The sequence below is a fragment of the Mesorhizobium norvegicum genome, from assembly GCF_004919685.1.
Taxonomy (GTDB): Bacteria; Pseudomonadota; Alphaproteobacteria; order Rhizobiales; family Rhizobiaceae; genus Mesorhizobium; species Mesorhizobium norvegicum.
Genome location: NZ_SMYZ01000007.1, coordinates 15,585 through 35,111, shown reverse-complemented (window position 1 = coordinate 35,111; position 19,527 = coordinate 15,585). Strand labels below are relative to the sequence as shown.

Sequence of the window (19,527 nt, the reverse complement as noted above, 5' to 3'; positions counted from 1 at the left end):
TGCCGGACATCTCCCCCACGGGGGGGGAGATCGAGCCGTCATCTGAGCTTTCGCCAATCTCAACCGTTGCAGGAAAAGCGCCGCCGGCGGGACTGCCAATCTCCCCCCAAGTGGGGGAGATGTCCGGCAGGACAGAGAGGGGCGCCTCGTACAAACCTGTTTCACCTTCGGCCGTGCCCCAAGCCGCTTCGACCGCGGCAATTGCCGCAGTCGGCAACTCTGTCGAAAGAGCGAGATAAGCGTCCAGCCTCAGCCCGTCGTTGCTGCGCGCCAGCAAATCCAGCAACCCACGCGGCGTCTCCGGAATCCCCTCAACGCCATAGCCCTGTTCCCTCAGGTCCTGCAGCATCGCCAGCACGCTGGACGGCACGTCGAGGCCGACCGCATAGCCGGTGCGGCCAGGAGCGCTCGGGTAATCCGGAATCAGGATGGCCAGCTTGCGCGTCGCGCGGGGCGTCTCCTGCAAACGGATGAAGGCCGCCACACGGTCCGCGACTTGCGCCACACGATCCGGCTCCGGCCGGTTGGCGAAGGCGCGGTAGCCAAGCGCCGGATCGGTCTCGCTCTCGCCCTTGAAGGAAATGGCGCCGGCGAGGATGCGGCCGTCGAGTTCGGGCAGCACGACATGCATGGCGAGGTCGGCGGGCGCCAGGCCGCGCTGGTTGTTTTCCCAGATGTCGCGGCGGGTGGTGGCGACAATGACCTGGAAGACAGGCACGCCGGCACGGTCGAACAGGGTTTCGACGCCGGGTTCGGCGCCAGAGGCGAAGGCGGTCGCGGTGATGATTGCGGCGGGTTTCAGCGCGGCGAGTGCGGTTTCCACGAACGCCAGGGATGCCGGGTCCTTCAGGCTGGAGACGAAGATGGGGACCGGGTTGATGCCACGCTGGCTGAGCGCTTCGACGAGCGCATCGATGGGCGCGACATCGGCGGCCAGCAGCATCGAGCGGTAAAAGAGGATGGGGATGGTGGAAGCATCGAGGTTGTCAGCGTCGAGTTCCGTCACACCCCCCTCTGTCCTGCCGGACATCTCCCCCGCAAGGGGGGAGATTGCTCTGTCATCGGCGATTTCGCCAATCGCGGATAGTCGAGATAGATTCCTGTCTGACGGGGCAGACGAGGAGCCGGCTTTGATGACAGCCGATCTCCCCCCTTGCGGGGGAGATGTCCGGAAGGACAGAGGGGGGTGTGAAGGAACGCGGACGTTTGAAAGGTCCGGCCTCTCTACGACGCCGCGTCCCGGCTCGTAAAACCCCGCTTTAGGTACGCTGACCGGCTCTGCTACGTCGGCATCCGACCCAGCCAGCCGCGCCAACCTTCGCACCAGCGCGCTCATATTGGCCGGGCCGCCCTCGCGGAAATAGTCGAGCAGGCCGTCGAGTTCCTCGCGCGGCAATGTCGAGGCTTCGATCAGGCGCAGATCCTCGTCTCGGCATTCGCCGGGCAGCAGCGCCAGTTTTATGCCGCGCTCGCGGGCGGTCGAGGCAAGCTGGTCGCAGCCATAGCGCCACCAGTCGTAGCCGCCGAGGATGCGCACGAGGATGATCTTGGCGTGGCGGGCGACGCTGTCGACCCAGAGGTCGACGGACATGGGATGGCGCAGGTCGCGCAGCGCGGCCAGCCGCATCGAGGGCAGGCGGCCGGCGTCGGCCTTCCAGGCTGCCGCCAGTCCGGCGAGATCGCTGTCGGTGAAGGACAGGGCCACGATATCCGCCGGCGTCTGCCGCAGATCGACCGGCTCGGCGAGGTCGTCGAGCGAGGCGGATGTCGTGGTTAGGATGTGCATCGCAACCCGTGTCCGAAATCAGCCGGCGAGTATACGCTCGATCGCCGGGCGGTTCAGCCCCTTGAGGCCGATGACGACGAGGCGCGAGCGGCGGTCGTCCGTGGCGGTCCAGGCGCGGTCATAGTAATGATTGACGCGCGGCCCGACCGCCTGCAGCAAGAGCCGCATCGGCTTGCCGCCGACCTCGACGAAGCCTTTCACACGCAACACGTTCTCTTCTTCGGCGACGGTGGCGACGCGTTTCGCCAGCTCGTCGGGATTGGCGATCGAGGCAATGTCGACGATGAACGTGTCGAAGTCGTCATGCTCATGGTCGAAGGCGCCGTCATGATGGGACTTGCGGTTTTCGATGTCGTCCTCGACGGCGAGACCGAGCCCGAGCAGCACGGACGGATCGACCTTGCCATGCGAGGTCGGCACGATCTTCACCGCGCGGGCGGAGTGTTCGTTGATGATCGCATTGGCGCGGGCGGAGCCGGCTGCATCCATCAAATCGCTTTTCGACAGGATGATCAGGTCGGCGCAGGCGATCTGATCCTCGAACACCTCCTCGACCGGGTCGTCATGGTCGAGCGTCTCGTCCTGGGCGCGCTGCGCCGCCAAGGCATCCATGTCGTTGGCGACGCGGCCCTCGGCCAATGCCGGCCCGTCGACAACGGCGATGACGCCGTCGACGGTCACCCGGCTTTTCACGCTCGGCCACTGGAAAGCCTGGACCAACGGCTTGGGTAGAGCCAGGCCGGATGTCTCGATCAGAATGTGGTCGACCTTCGGCGTCAGCGCGAGGATCTGGTCGAGCGCCGGGACGAAGTCGTCGGCGACGGTGCAGCAGATGCAGCCATTGGCCAGTTCGACGATATTTTCTTCCGGGCATGTGTCGATGCCGCAGCCCTTCAGGATCTCGCCGTCGATGCCGATGTCGCCGAATTCGTTGACGATGATGGCAATACGCTTGCCGCCGGCGTTTTCCAGGAGATGACGGACCAGCGTCGTCTTGCCGGCGCCGAGGAAGCCGGTGACGACGGTGCAGGGAACGCGCGAGACGGAAGCGGTCATGATCAGTCCTTCAACAGGTCGAGGGGAGGGATGCGGGCAACGAGGCCACGCTTCAGGCTATCGGGTCGGCCGCGCCACGGAATCAGGCCGTCCGTCGAGGTGGCGAAGAGCTTTGCGCCCGTGACGAGGTCGGCGCCGCTGGTCGCGGTCAGGTCGCCAAAGACATAGCTCCAGCAACCGTCGCGCAGGATGGCGGCACTCAGGCGCCGCTTGCAATTGCCGAGGCATTCAACGCTGCGGATGCGAATATTGTCGCCCGATGCGGCGCGGCGCGTATCGTCCGCCAGCAATTCGCCGGCGCGGGGATGGGCGTCGGAACCGGTTTCATCGCGGCAGGAGGCGCAGACGATGACGGTGACGCCAGCCAAGGCATCATCATGGCCGGACGAAACATCCGCTGTGCCAGCCGAAAAACTGCTGTCGTGGTCCAAAAATCGGGCTCCTTGCCCGGAAACCCGCCGGGCGATCGGATTCTACAGTCGCAGACGGCAGGTCTCCTGGCTCGCGGGTCATCGCCTTGGTAGCCGCCTTCCCGGGAACTCCCAGTGGCTTTCGGCCTTGGCTCTTCGCTTACAGTTGCGGGGACAGCCGCGGATTTGGGATTTTGTCCCGCACCGCATTCCCTCTTGGCTCCTCTCGTTGAAGAGAAGAGACCGTCTGCAACGGATTTAGGCTTTTGCGGGCATCGGTGTCAACGCGAGCTTACGACGCGGTCAGGTCGGCCAGCGCCGGACCCAAGTCACCGGCGGACGTCACTTCGATACGCTCGAGGCCGAGCCAGCCCTGCATCTGCTTCAATTCCTCAAAGAGTTGAGCAGCGGTTTCAGGCGGCGCGTTGGGCTCCGCATAGGCCGCATGGACCCGCAGCACGCTTGCCGGGCGATCGGCCTTGAGATCGACGCGCGCCACGATTCTGTCGCCGAGCAGGAACGGCAGGACATAATAGCCGTATTGCCGCTTGTCGGCCGGCGTGTAGATCTCGATGCGGTAGTGGAAATCGAACAGGCGTTCCGTGCGCGAGCGTTCGAAGACGACCGGATCGAACGGCGCCAGCAAGGCGCGGGCCTCGATCCTGCGCGGCAGACGGGCGTCTTTATAGAGATAGGCCGGCTTGTCCCAGCCTTCGACGCGCACCGGCAACAACTCGCCTGTTTCAACCAGTTCCTCCAGCCGCCCCTTCATGTCCGCCGGCGACAGCCGAAAGTAGTCGCGCAAATCGCCTGATGTCGCGATGCCATGAGCGCGGGCGGAAATGCGCAGCAATTCGCGGTGCGCGTCCTCGGCGGCCGGCACCGGCAGGTCAAGGATCGCCTGCGGCAGCACGCGTTCGGGCAGATCATAGAAGCGCTCGAAACCACGACGGTGCGCCGTGGTGATGCGCCCGGCCCAGAACAGCCATTCGAAGGCATGCTTGGCGTGGCTCCAGCCCCACCAGCCGCCCGAGCCTTTCTGGCCTTCGAGCGCGGAAGCGGCAATCGGGCCGCGCTCGGCGACCTGGCGGTAGATCTCTTCGATATAGGCGGCGTGTTCGCGGCCCCATTTGGCGAGGCCCAGATACATCTCGTCGCCGCGCTCGGCCCGCTGCATGCGCCAGCGCATCAGCGGGTAAGTCTCGACCGGCAGGAAGGAGGCCTCGTGCGCCCAGTATTCGAACACCGTGCGTTTGCGCGTCACCGCGGCATTGTCGAGCAAGGCGAGTGGGTAGGGACCTAGGCGCGAATAGAGCGGCATATAATGAGCGCGCACCACCGCGCTGACGGAATCGATCTGCAACAGGCCGATGCGGGAGAGCGTGCGGGCAAAATGCCGACGGTCCGGTGTACCGGTCGGGCGGGGATCGAGAAACCCTTGGGCGGCAAGCGCGATGCGCCTGGCCATGGGGAGCGAGATCTTTTCCTTCATGCAGGCATCACTTTGAAGTGTTTTGACCGAGGGTCGGATGGCTGATTCCGGCCCATGCTAGCAGGGTTTTGGCGGCAACCATGTCAGGAGAGAAAAGTGGAGTAAAAAGCGAAGGAAATCAAACAGGAGCGGATCGGACCAGTTTCCCTGGATATGCCGTCCAGGTCAGTGTTTTGAACAAGGTTTGACTTGCTTCGCTGGAAGTGCTGCGCTAACCCTCGCCGCGTTGCAGCATAGGCCCTTAAAACGGTTCAGCGGTTAAACTGTCACGCTTCCGCATTAGGGTCCGGTGCTGTAATCAAAGTGGATTGGCGCCAACGGAAAGCCGAGCATGAATGCACTTCTAAGCTCATACCTGCCCATCGTCCTGTTCATCGGCGTGGCGCTGGTTGTCGGCCTGGCGCTGCTGGCCGCACCCTTCCTGGTGGCTTACCGCAATCCCGATCCCGAAAAGCTTTCCGCCTACGAGTGCGGTTTCAACTCGTTCGACGACGCCCGCATGAAATTCGACATCCGCTTCTACCTGGTGTCGATCCTGTTCATTATCTTCGACCTGGAAGTGGCCTTCCTGTTTCCTTGGGCGGTGTCGTTCTCGAAGATCGGCATGCTCGGCTTCTGGTCGATGATGGTGTTTTTGGCGGTGCTGACCATCGGCTTTGCCTATGAATGGAAAAAAGGAGCGCTGGAATGGGATTGAACGACAGTTCAGGCACCCTCGTCGCGCCGAAGCCCAAAGGTATCATCGATCCCAACACCGGCAGGCCGGTGGGGGAGGACGATCCGTTCTTCCTCGAGATCAACAATGAGCTGGCCGACAAGGGCTTTCTCGTCACCTCGACCGAGGCGCTCATCACCTGGGCGCGCAGCGGCTCGCTGATGTTCATGACCTTCGGTCTCGCCTGCTGCGCGGTCGAGATGATCCACACGTCGATGCCGCGCTATGACTCGGAGCGGTTCGGTGTTGCGCCGCGCGCGTCGCCGCGCCAGTCCGACATCATGATCGTCGCCGGCACGCTGACCAACAAGATGGCGCCGGCGCTGCGCAAGGTCTACGACCAGATGCCGGAGCCGCGCTACGTCATCTCGATGGGCTCCTGCGCCAATGGCGGCGGCTACTACCACTATTCCTATTCGGTGGTGCGCGGTTGCGACCGCATCGTGCCGGTCGACATCTACGTGCCCGGCTGTCCGCCGAGCGCCGAAGCGCTGCTTTACGGCATTCTTCTGTTGCAGAAGAAAATCCGCCGCACCGGCACGATCGAACGGTAAATCCATGACCGCATCCCTGAGCGAACTGTCGACCTATCTCGGCGAGAAGCTGATCGGCCGCGTGAATGAGGCGGCGATTGCCTATGGCGAGCTTACCGTTCATGCCGAGCCGCGCGATCTGGTCGAGGTGATGACCTTCCTGCGCGACGATGCGCGCTGCCAGTTCATCTCGATCATCGACGTCTGTGGCGCCGACTATCCGTCGCGCGCCAAGCGCTTCGACGTCGTCTACCACCTGTTGTCGCCGAAGCAGAATGTGCGCATCCGCGTCAAGGTGCAGGCCGACGAGGAAACCATGGTGCCGTCGATCACCGGCGTGTTCCCCGGTGCCGACTGGTTCGAGCGCGAGACCTACGATCTCTATGGCGTGCTGTTCTCGGGCCACCCCGATCTGCGCCGCCTGTTGACCGACTATGGTTTCGAAGGCCATCCGCTGCGCAAGGATTTCCCGCTGACCGGCTTCGTCGAGGTGCGCTACGACGACGAGGCCAAGCGCGTCATCTACGAGCCGGTCGAGCTCAAGCAGGAATTCCGCAATTTCGATTTTCTTTCCCCTTGGGAAGGCACCGATTACGTGCTGCCGGGGGATGAGAAGGCGGCCGCGAAATGACCCTCGGTTCCAGCAAGAACGATATTGTGAAAGCGGCACGCGAAGCGGCGCAAGTTGCTGCAAAGAAAGCTGACGCCAATTACGACCCGGCGAAGCCTCTGACTGGGTCCCAACGGCTTTTCGTCAACCTGGCAAAAGCTGCCATCGCCCTGATTGTCGTTTTTGCCGTTTATTGGCTGGGTTATAGGGCGGCTTGAGATCATGACCGAACATTCCGTCCGCAACTTCAACATCAATTTCGGACCGCAACACCCTGCGGCGCACGGCGTTTTGCGCCTCGTGCTGGAGCTGGACGGCGAGGTTGTCGATCGCGTCGATCCGCATATCGGGCTGCTGCATCGCGGCACGGAAAAGCTGATCGAAGCCAAGACCTATCTACAGGCCATCCCTTATCTCGACCGGCTCGACTATTGCGCACCGATGAACCAGGAACACGCCTTTGCGCTGGCTGCCGAGCGGCTGCTCGGCATCGACGTGCCGAAGCGTGGGCAACTGATCCGCGTGCTCTATTGCGAAATAGGCCGCATCATGTCGCACATCCTCAATGTGACGACGCAGGCGATGGACGTCGGTGCGCTGACGCCGCCACTGTGGGGCTTCGTCGAGCGCGAAAAGCTGATGGTGTTCTATGAGCGCGCCTCCGGTTCGCGCATGCATGCCGCCTATTTCCGTCCCGGTGGTGTCCACCAGGACCTGCCGCAGAAGCTGGTCGAGGACATCGGCAAGTGGATCGACCCGTTCCTGAAGTCGATCGACGACCTCGATCAGCTGCTGACCGGCAATCGCATCTTCAAGCAACGCAATGTCGACATTGGCACCGTTTCGCTGGCCGATGCCTGGGCCTGGGGTTTTTCGGGCGTCATGGTGCGTGGTTCGGGCGCTGCCTGGGACCTGCGCAAGTCGCAGCCCTACGAATGCTATTCGGAAATGGATTTCGACATTCCAATCGGCAAGAACGGCGACTGCTTCGACCGCTATCTCGTGCGCATGGAAGAAATGCGCCAGTCGGCGAAGATCATGCGCCAGTGCGTCGACCTTTTGCTCGGCAAGGAGAGCACCGGACCGGTGTCGAACCTCGACGGCAAGGTGGTGCCGCCGAAGCGCCAGGCGATGAAGCGCTCGATGGAAGCACTGATCCATCACTTCAAGCTCTACACCGAGGGTTATCGCGTGCCGGCCGGCGAAGTCTATGCGGCGGTCGAAGCGCCGAAGGGCGAGTTCGGCGTCTATCTGGTCTCCGACGGCTCCAACAAGCCCTACCGCTGCAAGCTGCGCGCGCCTGGTTTCGCGCATCTGCAAGCGATGGATTTCCTCTGCCGCGGCCACATGCTGGCCGACGTCACCGCCGTTCTCGGCTCCCTCGACATCGTGTTTGGTGAGGTCGATCGCTAAATGTCAGTCCGCCGTCTCGCAGAAGCCAGCGTCCAGCCAGCATCCTTCGCCTTCAACCGGGCGAATGCCGCTGCAGCGAAGCAATGGATCAAGAAGTACCCGAAGGGCCGTGAGCAGTCGGCCATCATCCCGCTTCTGATGATCGCACAGGAGCAGGAAGGCTGGGTCACGAAGGCGGCGATCGAGACGATTTCCGACATGCTCGGCATGCCGCGTATCCGCGGCCTCGAGGTCGCAACCTTCTACACGCAGTACCAGTTGAACCCGGTCGGTACCCGCGCCCACATCCAGGTCTGCGGCACCACGCCCTGCATGCTGCGCGGCTCGGAAGCACTGATGGATGTGTGCCGCTCGAAGATCCACCACGACCAGTTCCATACCAACGACAAGGGCACTTTGTCGTGGGAGGAGGTCGAATGCCTCGGCGCCTGCGTCAACGCGCCGATGGTCATGATCTTCAAGGACACGTTTGAAGACCTCACCCCGGAACGGCTTGCCGAGATCATCGATCTCTACGGCGCCGGCAAGGGCGCTGAGGTCAAGCCCGGACCGCAGGACGGCCGCACCGGCTCGGAGCCGGCCTCCGGCCTCACGAGCCTGAAGAGCGAAAAGGCGATCCTCAAGTCGACCCGCGACAGGGAAGCCAGGGCGGCGACCAAGGCCGCCCAGGCGGCGCCCGATGCGATCATCGCCACGGCCGTGCCAGGACCGGCCGCTGTCGCGCCATCCAACACCAGCAAGCCGAAGACCAAGGCCGAGCCGGCAACCGCTTTCAAGGCGCCGGAAACCAAGGCGCCAGCCGCGAAAGCCGCCAAGCCATCGCTGGAAGACAAGAACCGTCCGGCCGGCATCGACAAACCGGCACTGGTCGACGACCTCAAGCTGATCTCCGGCGTCGGGCCGAAGATCGAGGGCGTCCTGCATACGCTGGGCATCTACACCTTCGCGCAGGTTGCGTCGTGGAAGAAGGCCGAGCGCGAATGGGTGGACGGCTATCTCTCCTTCCATGGCCGCATCGATCGCGACGACTGGGTCAAGCAGGCCAAGGCGCTCGCCAAGGGTGGCGTCGCCGAATACATCCGCGTCTTCGGCAAGAAGCCGGTCTGAGGGACGAAAAATGCTTCAGGACAAAGACCGCATCTTCACCAACATCTACGGCCTCTTCGACAAGTCGTTGGCCGGCGCGATGGCGCGCGGCGCCTGGGACAACACGCCCGGCATCGTCGCCAAGGGGCGCGAGTGGATCGTCAACGAGATGAAGGCGTCGGGCCTGCGCGGCCGTGGCGGCGCCGGCTTCCCGACAGGGCTCAAATGGTCGTTCATGCCCAAGCAGAGCGACGGCCGGCCGAGCTATCTGGTCATCAATGCCGACGAATCCGAGCCCGGCACCTGCAAGGACCGCGACATCCTGCGCAATGACCCGCACACGCTGGTCGAGGGTGCGCTGCTTGCCGGTTTCGCTATGGGCGCGATTGCCGCCTACATCTATGTGCGCGGCGAGTTCGTCCGTGAGCGCGAGGCACTGCAGCGCGCCATCGACGAGGCCTATGAGGCCAAGCTGATCGGCAAGAACAACACCTCCGGCTATGATTTCGACATCTACATGCACCACGGCGCGGGCGCCTATATCTGCGGCGAGGAGACAGCACTCCTCGAAAGCCTCGAAGGCAAGAAGGGCCAGCCCAGGCTGAAGCCGCCATTCCCGGCCAATGTGGGCCTCTATGGCTGCCCGACCACGGTCAACAATGTCGAATCGATCGCGGTTGCGCCAACCATCCTGCGCCGCGGCGCCGCGTGGTTCTCGTCCTTCGGCCGGCCCAACAATGTCGGCACCAAGCTGTTTTGCATCTCCGGCCACGTCAACAATCCGTGCACGGTCGAAGAGGCGATGTCGATCCCGTTCCGCGAACTGATCGAGACGCATTGCGGCGGCATTCGCGGCGGCTGGGACAACCTGCTGGCGGTCATTCCGGGCGGCGCTTCGGTGCCGCTGGTGCCGGCCGAGCAGATCATCGACACACCGATGGATTTCGACGCGCTGCGCGACCTCAAATCCGGCCTCGGCACGGCGGCTGTCATCGTTATGGACAAGTCGACCGATATCGTGAAGGCGATCGCGCGGCTCTCCTACTTCTACAAGCATGAGAGCTGCGGCCAGTGCACGCCGTGCCGCGAAGGCACCGGCTGGATGTGGCGGGTGATGGAGCGGCTGGTGCGCGGCGAGGCGCAGAAGCGCGAGATCGACATGCTGCTCGACGTCACCAAGCAGGTCGAGGGCCACACGATCTGCGCGCTGGGCGACGCCGCGGCATGGCCGATCCAGGGCCTGATGCGGCATTTCCGCGGCGAGGTGGAGCGGCGCATCGACGAGTTTTCGCGCAATGCGCACCGGGCCGAGCCGGTGATGGTGGCGGCGGAATAGAAGAATTTGTGAATGCGGGCGAAAGCCCGAAGCGAAATACGGGTAGGTGCCCGATTTGAGATACGGGCAAGTGCCCGATTTGAAATACGGGCAAGTGCCCGATTTGAGACAACCGGGGCGGGCGAACGAAAAAACGACCAGGAGAACTCTATGGCGCCGTATTCGACACCCAATCCATTGATGCCCAATTTGGACCAGCTCGAGAAGATGAACCAGGACTTGACCAGGATGATGCCGAAGGAGATGGCCAGCGCCGTCAACCTTTTCGTGCATCCTGTGGCGGGAGCGGCGGCGATGTCGGCGCTTGGCCTTGGGCTCGCCAACCACGCTTTCGGCGTCTGGCTGGGCGCGCTTTCGGGAGCGGCCGAAGCTTCGCAACGGCTGCTGCAGCCGATTGTCGATGATTTCGAGGCGCGCGTCGCGCAGTTTGACGACCCGAGTTCTTCCTCCATCAAGGCGCGGGCGACGGCGAAAACCATGATCGCCGAGGCGCAGTCCTTCGCCCAGGAAGTCACCGATATTGCCGCCAAGGAAGCCGCCACCATGGCGCCGGTGGCAAATGCCGGTCCGGTAGAAGGCGACGCCGCCGGTGTGCTGATGCCCGAGGATTTCAGGCAGCCCGGGGCCATGGAGAAGCCGGCGGAACCGGCCGATCTCAAGGCGATATCGGGCATCGGGCCCAAGCTGGAAAAGGTTCTCAACGGCCTGGGTATCTGGACGTATGGCCAGATCGCGGCATGGACGCCGCAAGAGGTTGCCTGGGTCGAGGATTATCTGTCGCTCACCGGCCGCATCGGCCGCGACGATTGGACAGGCCAAGCGGCGGCGCTCGCAGTCAAGAAGTGAATGAAATGCCGGGTCCGGTTTCGACCGCGCCCGGAAAAAGAGATTGCGGGAACTCCGCAGAGGTTTGAGGCGAATGGCAAAGCTCAAGGTCGACGGGAAAGAGATCACTGTACCCGACCACTACACGCTGCTGCAGGCGGCGGAAGACGCTGGCGCGGAAGTGCCGCGCTTCTGCTTCCATGAGCGGCTGTCGATCGCCGGCAATTGCCGCATGTGCCTGATCGAGGTGAAGGGCGGGCCGCCCAAGCCGCAGGCTTCCTGCGCCATGAACGTACGCGACCTGCGTCCGGGGCCGAATGGCGAGGCGCCGGAAATCTTCACCAACACGCCGATGGTCAAGAAGGCCAGGGAAGGCGTGATGGAGTTCCTGCTGATCAACCATCCGCTGGATTGCCCGATCTGCGACCAGGGCGGCGAATGCGACCTGCAGGACCAGGCGATGGCCTTCGGTGTCGATTCCTCGCGCTATCACGAGAACAAGCGCGCGGTCGAAGACAAATATATCGGACCGCTGGTCAAGACGGTGATGAACCGCTGCATTCATTGCACGCGCTGCGTCCGCTTCACCACGGAGGTCGCCGGCATTTCCGAGCTTGGCCTGATCGGCCGCGGCGAGGATGCCGAGATCACCACCTATCTCGAACAGGCGATGACCTCGGAGCTGCAGGGCAATGTCATCGACCTTTGCCCGGTCGGCGCGCTGACCTCCAAACCCTTCGCCTTCCAGGCACGGCCGTGGGAGTTGACCAAGACCGAATCCATCGACGTGATGGATGCCGTCGGCTCGGCGATCCGCGTCGATAGCCGGGGCCGCGAAGTGATGCGCATCCTGCCGCGCGTCAACGAAGCGGTGAACGAGGAGTGGATTTCCGACAAGACTCGCTTCATCTGGGACGGTCTGCGCACGCAGCGCCTCGACCGCCCCTATGTGCGCAAGGACGGCAAGCTGGTTCCCGCCAGCTGGGCCGAGGCCTTTGCCGCGATCAAGGACGCGGCTTCTAAGGCGTCACCCGAAAAGATCGGCGCCATATCGGGCGATCTCGCCGCCGTTGAAGAAATCTACGCGCTCAAGCTGCTGATGGCTTCTCTCGGCTCGAAGAATACCGATTGCCGCCAGGATGGTGCTGCACTCGATCCGGCGCTCGGGCGCGCCAGCTACATCTTCAACCCGACCATCGAAGGCATCGAGCAGGCCGACGCGGTGCTGATCATCGGCGCCAACCCGCGCTATGAAGCCTCGGTGCTCAACGCCCGCATTCGCAAGCGCTGGCGGATCGGCAATCTGCCGGTCGGCGTCATCGGCGATGTCGGCGACACGCGCTACGACTACGAACAGCTGGGCGCCGGACCGGATTCGCTGAAGGATTTGGCCGAAGGCAACGGCAAGTTCTTCCAGACGCTGAAGAAGGCGACGCATCCGCTGATCATCATCGGCCAGGGCGCGCTGGCGCGCGCCGATGGCGCGGCCGTGCTCGGCCAGGCGGCCAAGCTCGCCGCCGCTGTCAACGCTGCTCGCGCGGACTGGAACGGCTTTGCCGTGCTGCACAATGCAGCGGCGCGTGTCGGCGGTCTCGATCTCGGCTTCGTGCCGGGCGAGGGTGGCAAGAATGTCGCCGGCATGCTGGGCGAAATGGAGCTGCTGTTCCTGCTCGGCGCCGACGAGATCGACATGGCCAAGACCGGCGGCGCCTTCGTCGTCTATATCGGCACGCATGGCGACCAGGGCGCACACCGCGCCAACGTCATCCTGCCGGCGGCGGCCTACACCGAAAAATCGGCCACCTATGTCAACACCGAAGGCCGCGTGCAGCAGACCAACCGCGCCGGCTTCGCGCCGGGCGATGCGCGCGAGGACTGGGCGATTCTCAGAGCGCTGTCGGATGTTCTGGGCAAGAAACTGCCGTTCGATTCGCTGCCGCAGCTGCGCGCGAAACTCTATGGCGAATACCCGCATCTGGCCCGCATCGATCAGGTCGCGGCCGGTAATGCCGATGATGTCGCCAAGGTGGCGAAGCTCGGCGGGCGGCTGAACAAGGGCATTTTCACCTCGCCGGTCAGAGATTTCTACCTGACCAACCCGATCGCGCGGGCATCGGCCGTCATGGCGGAATGCTCGGCGCTGGCCAAGAGCGGCTTCAAGCAGGCGGCGGAATAAGCATGGACACTTTCTTCTCCTTCTACGTGCTGCCGGCGCTGCTGATCCTCTTGAAGTCAGTCGTGCTGATCGTCGTGCTTTTGATCTTTGTCGCCTATATCCTCTACGCCGACCGCAAGATCTGGGCGGCGGTGCAGCTGCGCCGTGGCCCGAACGTCGTCGGTCCCTGGGGAACGCTGCAGGCTTTTGCCGATCTCTTGAAATTCGTCTTCAAGGAACCGATCATTCCGTCGGGCGCCAACAAGGGCGTCTTCCTGCTGGCGCCGCTGGTCTCGGCCGTGCTGGCGATCTCGGCCTGGGCGGTTATCCCGGTGAGCCAGGGCTGGGCGATCGCCAACGTCAATGTCGGCATCCTCTATGTCTTCGCCATCTCCTCGCTCGAGGTCTACGGCGTGATCATGGGCGGCTGGGCGTCGAACTCGAAATATCCGTTCCTCGGCGCGCTGCGCTCTGCGGCTCAGATGGTGTCCTACGAAGTCTCGATCGGCTTCGTCATCGTCACCGTTCTGCTCACCGCCGGCTCGCTCAACCTGTCCGACATCGTGCTATCGCAGCATGATGGAATTGGTACGCGGCTTGGCCTGCCCAACACGTTCCTCGACTGGAACTGGCTTGCACTGTTCCCGATGTTCATCATCTTCTTCATCTCGGCGCTGGCCGAGACGAATCGGCCGCCTTTCGATCTGGTGGAAGCCGAATCGGAACTGGTCGCCGGCCACATGGTCGAGTACTCGTCGACGCCGTTCCTTTTGTTCTTCCTCGGCGAGTATGTTGCCATCGTGCTGATGTGCGCGCTGGCCACCATCCTGTTTCTCGGCGGATGGCTGCCGCCCTTCGACTTCGCGCCGTTCACCTGGGTGCCGGGCGTTATCTGGTTCGTGCTGAAAGTCTGCTTCGTGTTCTTTGGCATTTCCATGGTGAAGGCCTTCGTGCCCCGCTACCGCTACGACCAGCTGATGCGGCTTGGCTGGAAAGTGTTCCTGCCGATCTCGCTGTTCATGGTGGTCGCCACCGCAGCCTTCCTCAAGATCACGGGGTTTGCGTGATGTCCGCTCTTTCCCAAGCCGCAAAATCGCTGCTGCTGCAGGATTTCGTCAGCGCCTTCTTCCTGTCGATGCGCCAGTTCTTCGCGCCGAAGGAGACGATCAACTATCCGCACGAGAAGGGGCCGACCAGCCCGCGCTTCCGGGGCGAGCACGCTTTGCGCCGCTATCCCAATGGCGAGGAACGCTGCATCGCCTGTAAGCTCTGCGAGGCGATCTGCCCGGCGCAGGCCATCACCATCGAGGCCGGTCCGCGCCGCAATGACGGCACACGCCGCACGGTGCGTTACGACATCGACATGGTGAAGTGCATCTATTGCGGCTTCTGCCAGGAAGCCTGCCCGGTCGACGCCATCGTCGAGGGGCCGAATTTCGAATTCGCGACGGAGACGCGCGAGGAACTCTACTACGACAAGGACAAGCTGTTGGCGAATGGCGACCGGTGGGAGCGCGAACTGGCGCGCAACATCACGCTGGACTCGCCGTACCGCTGATATTTGACGCATGGACGGGGCGAGGGGCCTCGTCTAAGGAACACGCAACTTGCCGACCGGAGGCGGTGGCAAAAATCGAACAGGACGAACGTCCTGTTTCGGATAGGAACCCGGGGGAACCCCATGCTGAGTGGACTAGAGGCGGCCTTTTTCTACCTCTTCGCCTTTGTCGCGGTGGCGTCGGCGTTCATGGTCATTTCGTCGCGCAACCCCGTGCATTCGGTGCTGTTCCTGATCCTGACCTTCTTCAACGCCGCCGGCCTGTTCATGCTGACCGGAGCCGAGTTCCTGGCGATGATCCTGCTCGTCGTCTATGTCGGCGCGGTCATGGTGCTGTTCCTGTTCGTCGTCATGATGCTCGACGTCGATTTCGCCGAGATGAAGGAAGGCGCCCTGCAATATGCACCGATCGGCGCGCTGGTCGGTCTGATCCTGGCGGCCGAGCTGATCGTCGTGCTGGGCGGCTACACATTTGCGCCGCAACTCGCCTCGACGGTTTCGAAACCCATCCCGGATCTCGCGACGCGGACCAACACCGCCGCGCTCGGCGACATCCTCTATACCGACTACCTCTACTACTTCCAGATTTCGGGCCTCGTGCTGCTGGTCGCCATGATCGGCGCCATCGTGCTGACGCTGCGCCATAAACCAGGCGTCAAGCGGCAGTCGATCGCAGCCCAGGTCGGCCGCACATCAGCGACCGGAATGGAAATCCGCAAGGTCAAGACAGGCGAGGGGCTCTGAGATGGTTGTCGGCATCGCGCATTATCTGACCGTATCGGCGATCCTGTTCACGCTCGGCGTGTTCGGCATCTTCCTCAACCGCAAGAACGTCATCGTCATTCTGATGTCGGTCGAGCTGATCCTGCTTGCGGTCAACATCAATTTCGTCGCCTTTTCGGCAGCACTCGGCGATCTGGTCGGCCAGGTGTTCGCGCTGTTCGTGCTGACGGTCGCGGCGGCCGAAGCCGCCATCGGACTTGCCATTCTCGTCGTCTTCTTCCGCAACCGCGGCTCGATCGCGGTCGAAGACGTGAACATGATGAAGGGTTGACGGAACCACCATGTATCAGGCCATCGTCTTCCTTCCCCTGCTCGGCTTCCTGATCGTCGGCCTGTTCGGCACGTCGCTCGGTGCCAAGGCGTCCGAATACATCACCTCCGGCTTCCTGGTGATCGCGGCGGTGCTGTCGTGGGTCGCTTTCTTCACCGTCGGTTTCGGCCATGGCGAGGTGTTCACCGTGCCGGTGCTGCGCTGGATCCAGTCAGGCGGACTGGAAGCGGCCTGGGCTTTGCGCATCGATACGCTGACGGTGGTGATGCTGGTGGTGGTCAACACGGTATCGGCGCTGGTTCACATCTATTCGATCGGCTACATGCACCACGATCCGAACCGGCCGCGCTTCTTCGCCTATCTGTCGCTGTTCACCTTCGCCATGCTGATGCTGGTGACGGCGGATAACCTCGTGCAGATGTTCTTCGGCTGGGAAGGGGTCGGTCTCGCGTCCTATCTGCTGATCGGCTTCTGGTACAAGAAGCCGTCGGCCAATGCCGCGGCAATAAAGGCCTTCGTCGTCAACCGCGTCGGCGATTTCGGCTTCGCGCTCGGCATCTTCGGCTTGTTCGTGCTGTTCGGCTCGGTCAATCTCGGCACCATCTTCGCCAATGCGGCGACGTTCATTCCGGCCGAAGGCGCGCCACAGGGCGCCGCCGTGCTGACCTTCCTTGGCTATGCGCTGGACAAGCAGGCGGCCATGACGGTCGTCTGCCTGCTGCTGTTCATGGGCGCCATGGGCAAGTCGGCGCAGGTGCCGCTGCACACCTGGCTGCCGGACGCCATGGAAGGCCCGACGCCGGTTTCCGCACTGATCCATGCCGCCACCATGGTGACGGCCGGTGTGTTCATGCTGGCGCGGCTGTCGCCGCTGTTCGAACTGTCGCATTCGGCGCTGACGGTCGTGACCTTCATCGGTGCCTTCACCGCCTTCTTCGCGGCCACCGTCGGTCTCGTCCAGAACGACATCAAGCGCGTCATCGCCTATTCGACCTGCTCGCAGCTCGGCTACATGTTCGTGGCGCTTGGCGTCGGCGCCTATGGCGCGGCGATCTTCCACCTGTTCACGCATGCCTTCTTCAAGGCGCTGCTGTTCCTCGGCTCGGGCTCGGTCATCCATGCCGTCTCCGACGAGCAGGACATGCGCAAGATGGGCGGGCTGCGCAAGCTGATCCCGACCACCTACTGGATGATGGTGATCGGCACGCTGGCGCTGACCGGTGTCGGCATCCCGGTGACGGTCATCGGCACCGCCGGCTTCTTCTCCAAGGACGCCATCATCGAAAGCGCCTTTGCCAGCCACAATTCGGTTGCCGGCCTCGCCTTCGTGGCTCTGGTCATCGCCGCCTGCTTCACCTCCTTCTACTCCTGGCGGCTGATCTTCATGACCTTCCACGGCCAGCCGCGGGCGAGCCACGAGGTGATGCACCATGTCCATGAATCGCCGCCGGTGATGCTGGTGCCGCTGTTCATCCTGGCGGCAGGCGCACTGTTTGCCGGCATCATCTTCCACGGTGCCTTCATCGGTGAGGGCTATGCCGAGTTCTGGAAAGCGTCGCTGTTCACGCTGCCGGAAAACCACATCCTGCACGAGATCCACGAATTGCCGCTGTGGGTCGAGCTGTCGCCCTTCATCGCCATGCTGATCGGCTTCGCGTTGGCCTGGAAGTTCTACATCCGCTCACCGGATTTGCCCCGAAGCGTCGCCGCCAACCATCGCTTGCTCTACGCCTTCCTGCTCAACAAGTGGTATTTCGACGAGCTATACGACTTCCTGTTCGTGCGGCCCGCCAAGCGCCTCGGCCATTTCCTGTGGAAGACCGGCGACGGCACCGTCATCGACGGCCTCGGCCCTGATGGCATTTCGGCGCGCGTCGTCGATGTCACCAACCGCGTCGTCAAGCTGCAGACCGGCTACCTCTACCATTATGCCTTCGCCATGCTGATCGGCGTTGCCGCACTCGTCACCTGGATGATGCTCTGATGACCGCCTGGCCAATCCTCTCGCTGGTCACCTTCCTGCCGTTGGTTGGTGTGCTGCTTATCCTGTTCATCAACAATGACAGCGAAAATGCACGCCGTAACATCCGCGCCATCGCGCTGTTGACGACGACGTTCACGTTCATCATCTCGCTGTTCATCTGGACCGGCTTCGACAATTCGCAGGCCGGCTTCCAGTTCGTCGAGAAGGTCGCCTGGCTCGACTCCGGCATCTCCTACCATATGGGCGTCGACGGCATCTCCATGCTGTTCGTCATCCTGACGACCTTCCTGATGCCGCTCTGCATCCTGGCCTCGTGGGAATCGATCGAGAAGCGCGTCAAGGCCTACATGATCGCCTTCCTGCTGCTCGAAACGCTGATGATCGGCGTGTTCTGCGCACTCGATATCGTGCTGTTCTACGTCTTCTTCGAAGCCGGCCTGATCCCGATGTTCATCATCATCGGCGTCTGGGGCGGCAAGCGGCGCGTCTATGCTTCGTTCAAGTTCTTCCTCTACACGCTGGCCGGCTCGGTGCTGATGCTGCTCGCCATCATGGCGATGTTCTATCAGTCCGGCACGACCGACATCCCGACGCTGTTGACGCACAACTTCCCGGCCAACATGCAGACCTGGCTATGGCTTGCCTTCTTCGCTTCCTTCGCGGTGAAGATGCCGATGTGGCCGGTGCACACCTGGTTGCCCGATGCGCACGTCGAGGCGCCGACGGCCGGTTCGGTGATCCTGGCCGCCATCCTCTTGAAGATGGGCGGGTACGGCTTCCTGCGTTTCTCGCTGCCGATGTTCCCGCTGGCGTCCGAGATGTTCGCGCCGCTGATCTTCACGCTCTCCGTCGTCGCCATCATCTACACGTCGTTGGTGGCGCTGATGCAGGAGGACATGAAGAAGCTGATCGCCTATTCGTCGGTCGCCCATATGGGTTTCGTCACCATGGGCATCTTCGCCATGAACCAGGAAGGCGTGCAGGGCGCCATTTTCCAGATGCTCAGCCACGGCCTCGTCTCCGGCGCGCTGTTTCTGTGCGTCGGCGTCATCTACGACCGCATGCACACACGCGAGATCGCCGCCTATGGCGGGCTGGTCAACAACATGCCGAAATACGCCACGGTGTTCATGATCTTCACCATGGCCAATGTCGGCCTGCCCGGCACCAGCGGTTTCGTCGGCGAATTCCTGACCATGCTCGGCGTGTTCCGGGTCAACACCTGGGTGGCGTTCTTCGCCGCCACCGGCGTCATCCTGTCGGCGGCCTACGCGCTCTGGCTCTATCGCCGGGTGATCTTCGGCGCGCTGACCAAGGACAGCCTGAAGGGCCTGCTCGACCTGTCGCCGCGCGAGAAGGTGATCATCTACCCGCTGGTCGTGCTGGTCATCTTCTTCGGCGTCTATCCCGCACCCGTCTTCGACGCGACGGCCGAATCGGTCAAATCGCTCGTCACCAATGTCACTGCATCCATCGGCGCCGCGCAGACCGCGGCGGCGAATTAACCCAAGGGT

The 19,527-nt window shown here is 62.9% G+C and carries 19 protein-coding genes and 1 riboswitch; of the genes, 15 read left to right on the top strand and 4 right to left on the bottom strand.

Features of this window, described 5'->3' with window-relative positions; all coding sequences use genetic code 11:
• The 4 genes from FCU66_RS03905 to FCU66_RS03890 all read right to left on the bottom strand — a co-directional run.
• Positions 1-1,786 (bottom strand): cobaltochelatase subunit CobN (locus FCU66_RS03905; protein ID WP_181956526.1); only part of this gene is annotated, 1,786 nt, incomplete at its 3' end.
• An 18-nt stretch (positions 1,787-1,804) separates the two neighbouring features.
• Positions 1,805-2,842, bottom strand: a complete 1,038-nt coding sequence (gene cobW / locus FCU66_RS03900; protein ID WP_136622288.1) for a cobalamin biosynthesis protein CobW — start codon at positions 2,840-2,842, stop codon at positions 1,805-1,807.
• A 2-nt stretch (positions 2,843-2,844) separates the two neighbouring features.
• Positions 2,845-3,273: a DUF1636 family protein gene (locus FCU66_RS03895; protein WP_136622287.1), complete on the bottom strand. Its 429-nt coding sequence runs from the start codon at positions 3,271-3,273 to the stop codon at positions 2,845-2,847.
• Positions 3,274-3,312: 39 nt separating this feature from the next.
• Positions 3,313-3,515, bottom strand: a riboswitch (cobalamin riboswitch).
• Between the two features lie 29 nt (positions 3,516-3,544).
• On the bottom strand, positions 3,545-4,744 hold the full coding sequence (locus tag FCU66_RS03890) for a winged helix-turn-helix domain-containing protein (RefSeq protein WP_136622286.1): 1,200 nt from the start codon (positions 4,742-4,744) through the stop codon (positions 3,545-3,547).
• A gap of 331 nt (positions 4,745-5,075) precedes the next feature.
• On the opposite strand from FCU66_RS03890, the gene FCU66_RS03885 reads away from it, so the two are divergent.
• From FCU66_RS03885 to FCU66_RS03815, 15 genes are all read left to right on the top strand, one after another.
• On the top strand, positions 5,076-5,441 hold the full coding sequence (locus FCU66_RS03885; RefSeq protein WP_010910112.1) for an NADH-quinone oxidoreductase subunit A: 366 nt from the start codon (positions 5,076-5,078) through the stop codon (positions 5,439-5,441).
• Positions 5,432-6,013 carry a NuoB/complex I 20 kDa subunit family protein gene (locus FCU66_RS03880; RefSeq protein ID WP_013531090.1) on the top strand — a complete coding sequence of 194 codons (582 nt, stop codon included), beginning with the start codon at positions 5,432-5,434 and terminating at the stop codon, positions 6,011-6,013. Before FCU66_RS03885 ends, FCU66_RS03880 begins: the two co-directional genes overlap by 10 nt.
• 4 nt (positions 6,014-6,017) lie before the next feature.
• Positions 6,018-6,623 (top strand): NADH-quinone oxidoreductase subunit C, encoded by a 606-nt coding sequence (locus FCU66_RS03875; RefSeq protein WP_136622285.1) that lies wholly within the window; start codon positions 6,018-6,020, stop codon positions 6,621-6,623.
• The gene (locus FCU66_RS03870) at positions 6,620-6,820 is read left to right on the top strand and encodes a hypothetical protein (protein WP_136622284.1); all 201 of its coding nucleotides are present in this window, start codon (positions 6,620-6,622) and stop codon (positions 6,818-6,820) included. Before FCU66_RS03875 ends, FCU66_RS03870 begins: the two co-directional genes overlap by 4 nt.
• A gap of 4 nt (positions 6,821-6,824) precedes the next feature.
• The gene (locus FCU66_RS03865) at positions 6,825-8,015 is read left to right on the top strand and encodes an NADH-quinone oxidoreductase subunit D (protein ID WP_136622283.1); all 1,191 of its coding nucleotides are present in this window, start codon (positions 6,825-6,827) and stop codon (positions 8,013-8,015) included.
• A complete protein-coding gene (nuoE, locus tag FCU66_RS03860; RefSeq protein ID WP_136622282.1) occupies positions 8,016-9,122 on the top strand; it encodes an NADH-quinone oxidoreductase subunit NuoE in 1,107 nt (368 codons plus the stop codon).
• A 10-nt stretch (positions 9,123-9,132) separates the two neighbouring features.
• Positions 9,133-10,437, top strand: coding sequence for an NADH-quinone oxidoreductase subunit NuoF (gene nuoF / locus FCU66_RS03855; protein ID WP_136622281.1), 1,305 nt, complete (start codon positions 9,133-9,135; stop codon positions 10,435-10,437).
• Positions 10,438-10,587: 150 nt separating this feature from the next.
• Complete coding sequence (locus FCU66_RS03850; RefSeq protein WP_136622280.1) at positions 10,588-11,283, top strand: NADH-quinone oxidoreductase subunit E; 696 nt, start codon at positions 10,588-10,590, stop codon at positions 11,281-11,283.
• 73 nt (positions 11,284-11,356) lie between these two features.
• The gene (gene nuoG / locus FCU66_RS03845; RefSeq protein ID WP_136622279.1) at positions 11,357-13,438 is read left to right on the top strand and encodes an NADH-quinone oxidoreductase subunit NuoG; all 2,082 of its coding nucleotides are present in this window, start codon (positions 11,357-11,359) and stop codon (positions 13,436-13,438) included.
• A 2-nt stretch (positions 13,439-13,440) separates the two neighbouring features.
• On the top strand, positions 13,441-14,484 hold the full coding sequence (gene nuoH, locus FCU66_RS03840; protein ID WP_126069454.1) for an NADH-quinone oxidoreductase subunit NuoH: 1,044 nt from the start codon (positions 13,441-13,443) through the stop codon (positions 14,482-14,484).
• Positions 14,484-14,975: an NADH-quinone oxidoreductase subunit NuoI gene (gene nuoI / locus FCU66_RS03835; protein ID WP_136622278.1), complete on the top strand. Its 492-nt coding sequence runs from the start codon at positions 14,484-14,486 to the stop codon at positions 14,973-14,975. Before nuoH ends, nuoI begins: the two co-directional genes overlap by 1 nt.
• Positions 14,976-15,098: 123 nt before the next feature.
• Entirely contained in the window at positions 15,099-15,719 is a 621-nt protein-coding gene (locus FCU66_RS03830; RefSeq protein ID WP_109667971.1) for an NADH-quinone oxidoreductase subunit J, read from the top strand.
• 1 nt (position 15,720) lies between these two features.
• Positions 15,721-16,029 carry an NADH-quinone oxidoreductase subunit NuoK gene (nuoK, locus tag FCU66_RS03825; protein WP_019858930.1) on the top strand — a complete coding sequence of 103 codons (309 nt, stop codon included), beginning with the start codon at positions 15,721-15,723 and terminating at the stop codon, positions 16,027-16,029.
• A gap of 10 nt (positions 16,030-16,039) precedes the next feature.
• Positions 16,040-18,013, top strand: coding sequence for an NADH-quinone oxidoreductase subunit L (gene nuoL / locus FCU66_RS03820; RefSeq protein WP_136622277.1), 1,974 nt, complete (start codon positions 16,040-16,042; stop codon positions 18,011-18,013).
• On the top strand, positions 18,013-19,518 hold the full coding sequence (locus FCU66_RS03815; RefSeq protein WP_136622276.1) for an NADH-quinone oxidoreductase subunit M: 1,506 nt from the start codon (positions 18,013-18,015) through the stop codon (positions 19,516-19,518). Before nuoL ends, FCU66_RS03815 begins: the two co-directional genes overlap by 1 nt.
• Positions 19,519-19,527 lie beyond the last annotated feature (9 nt).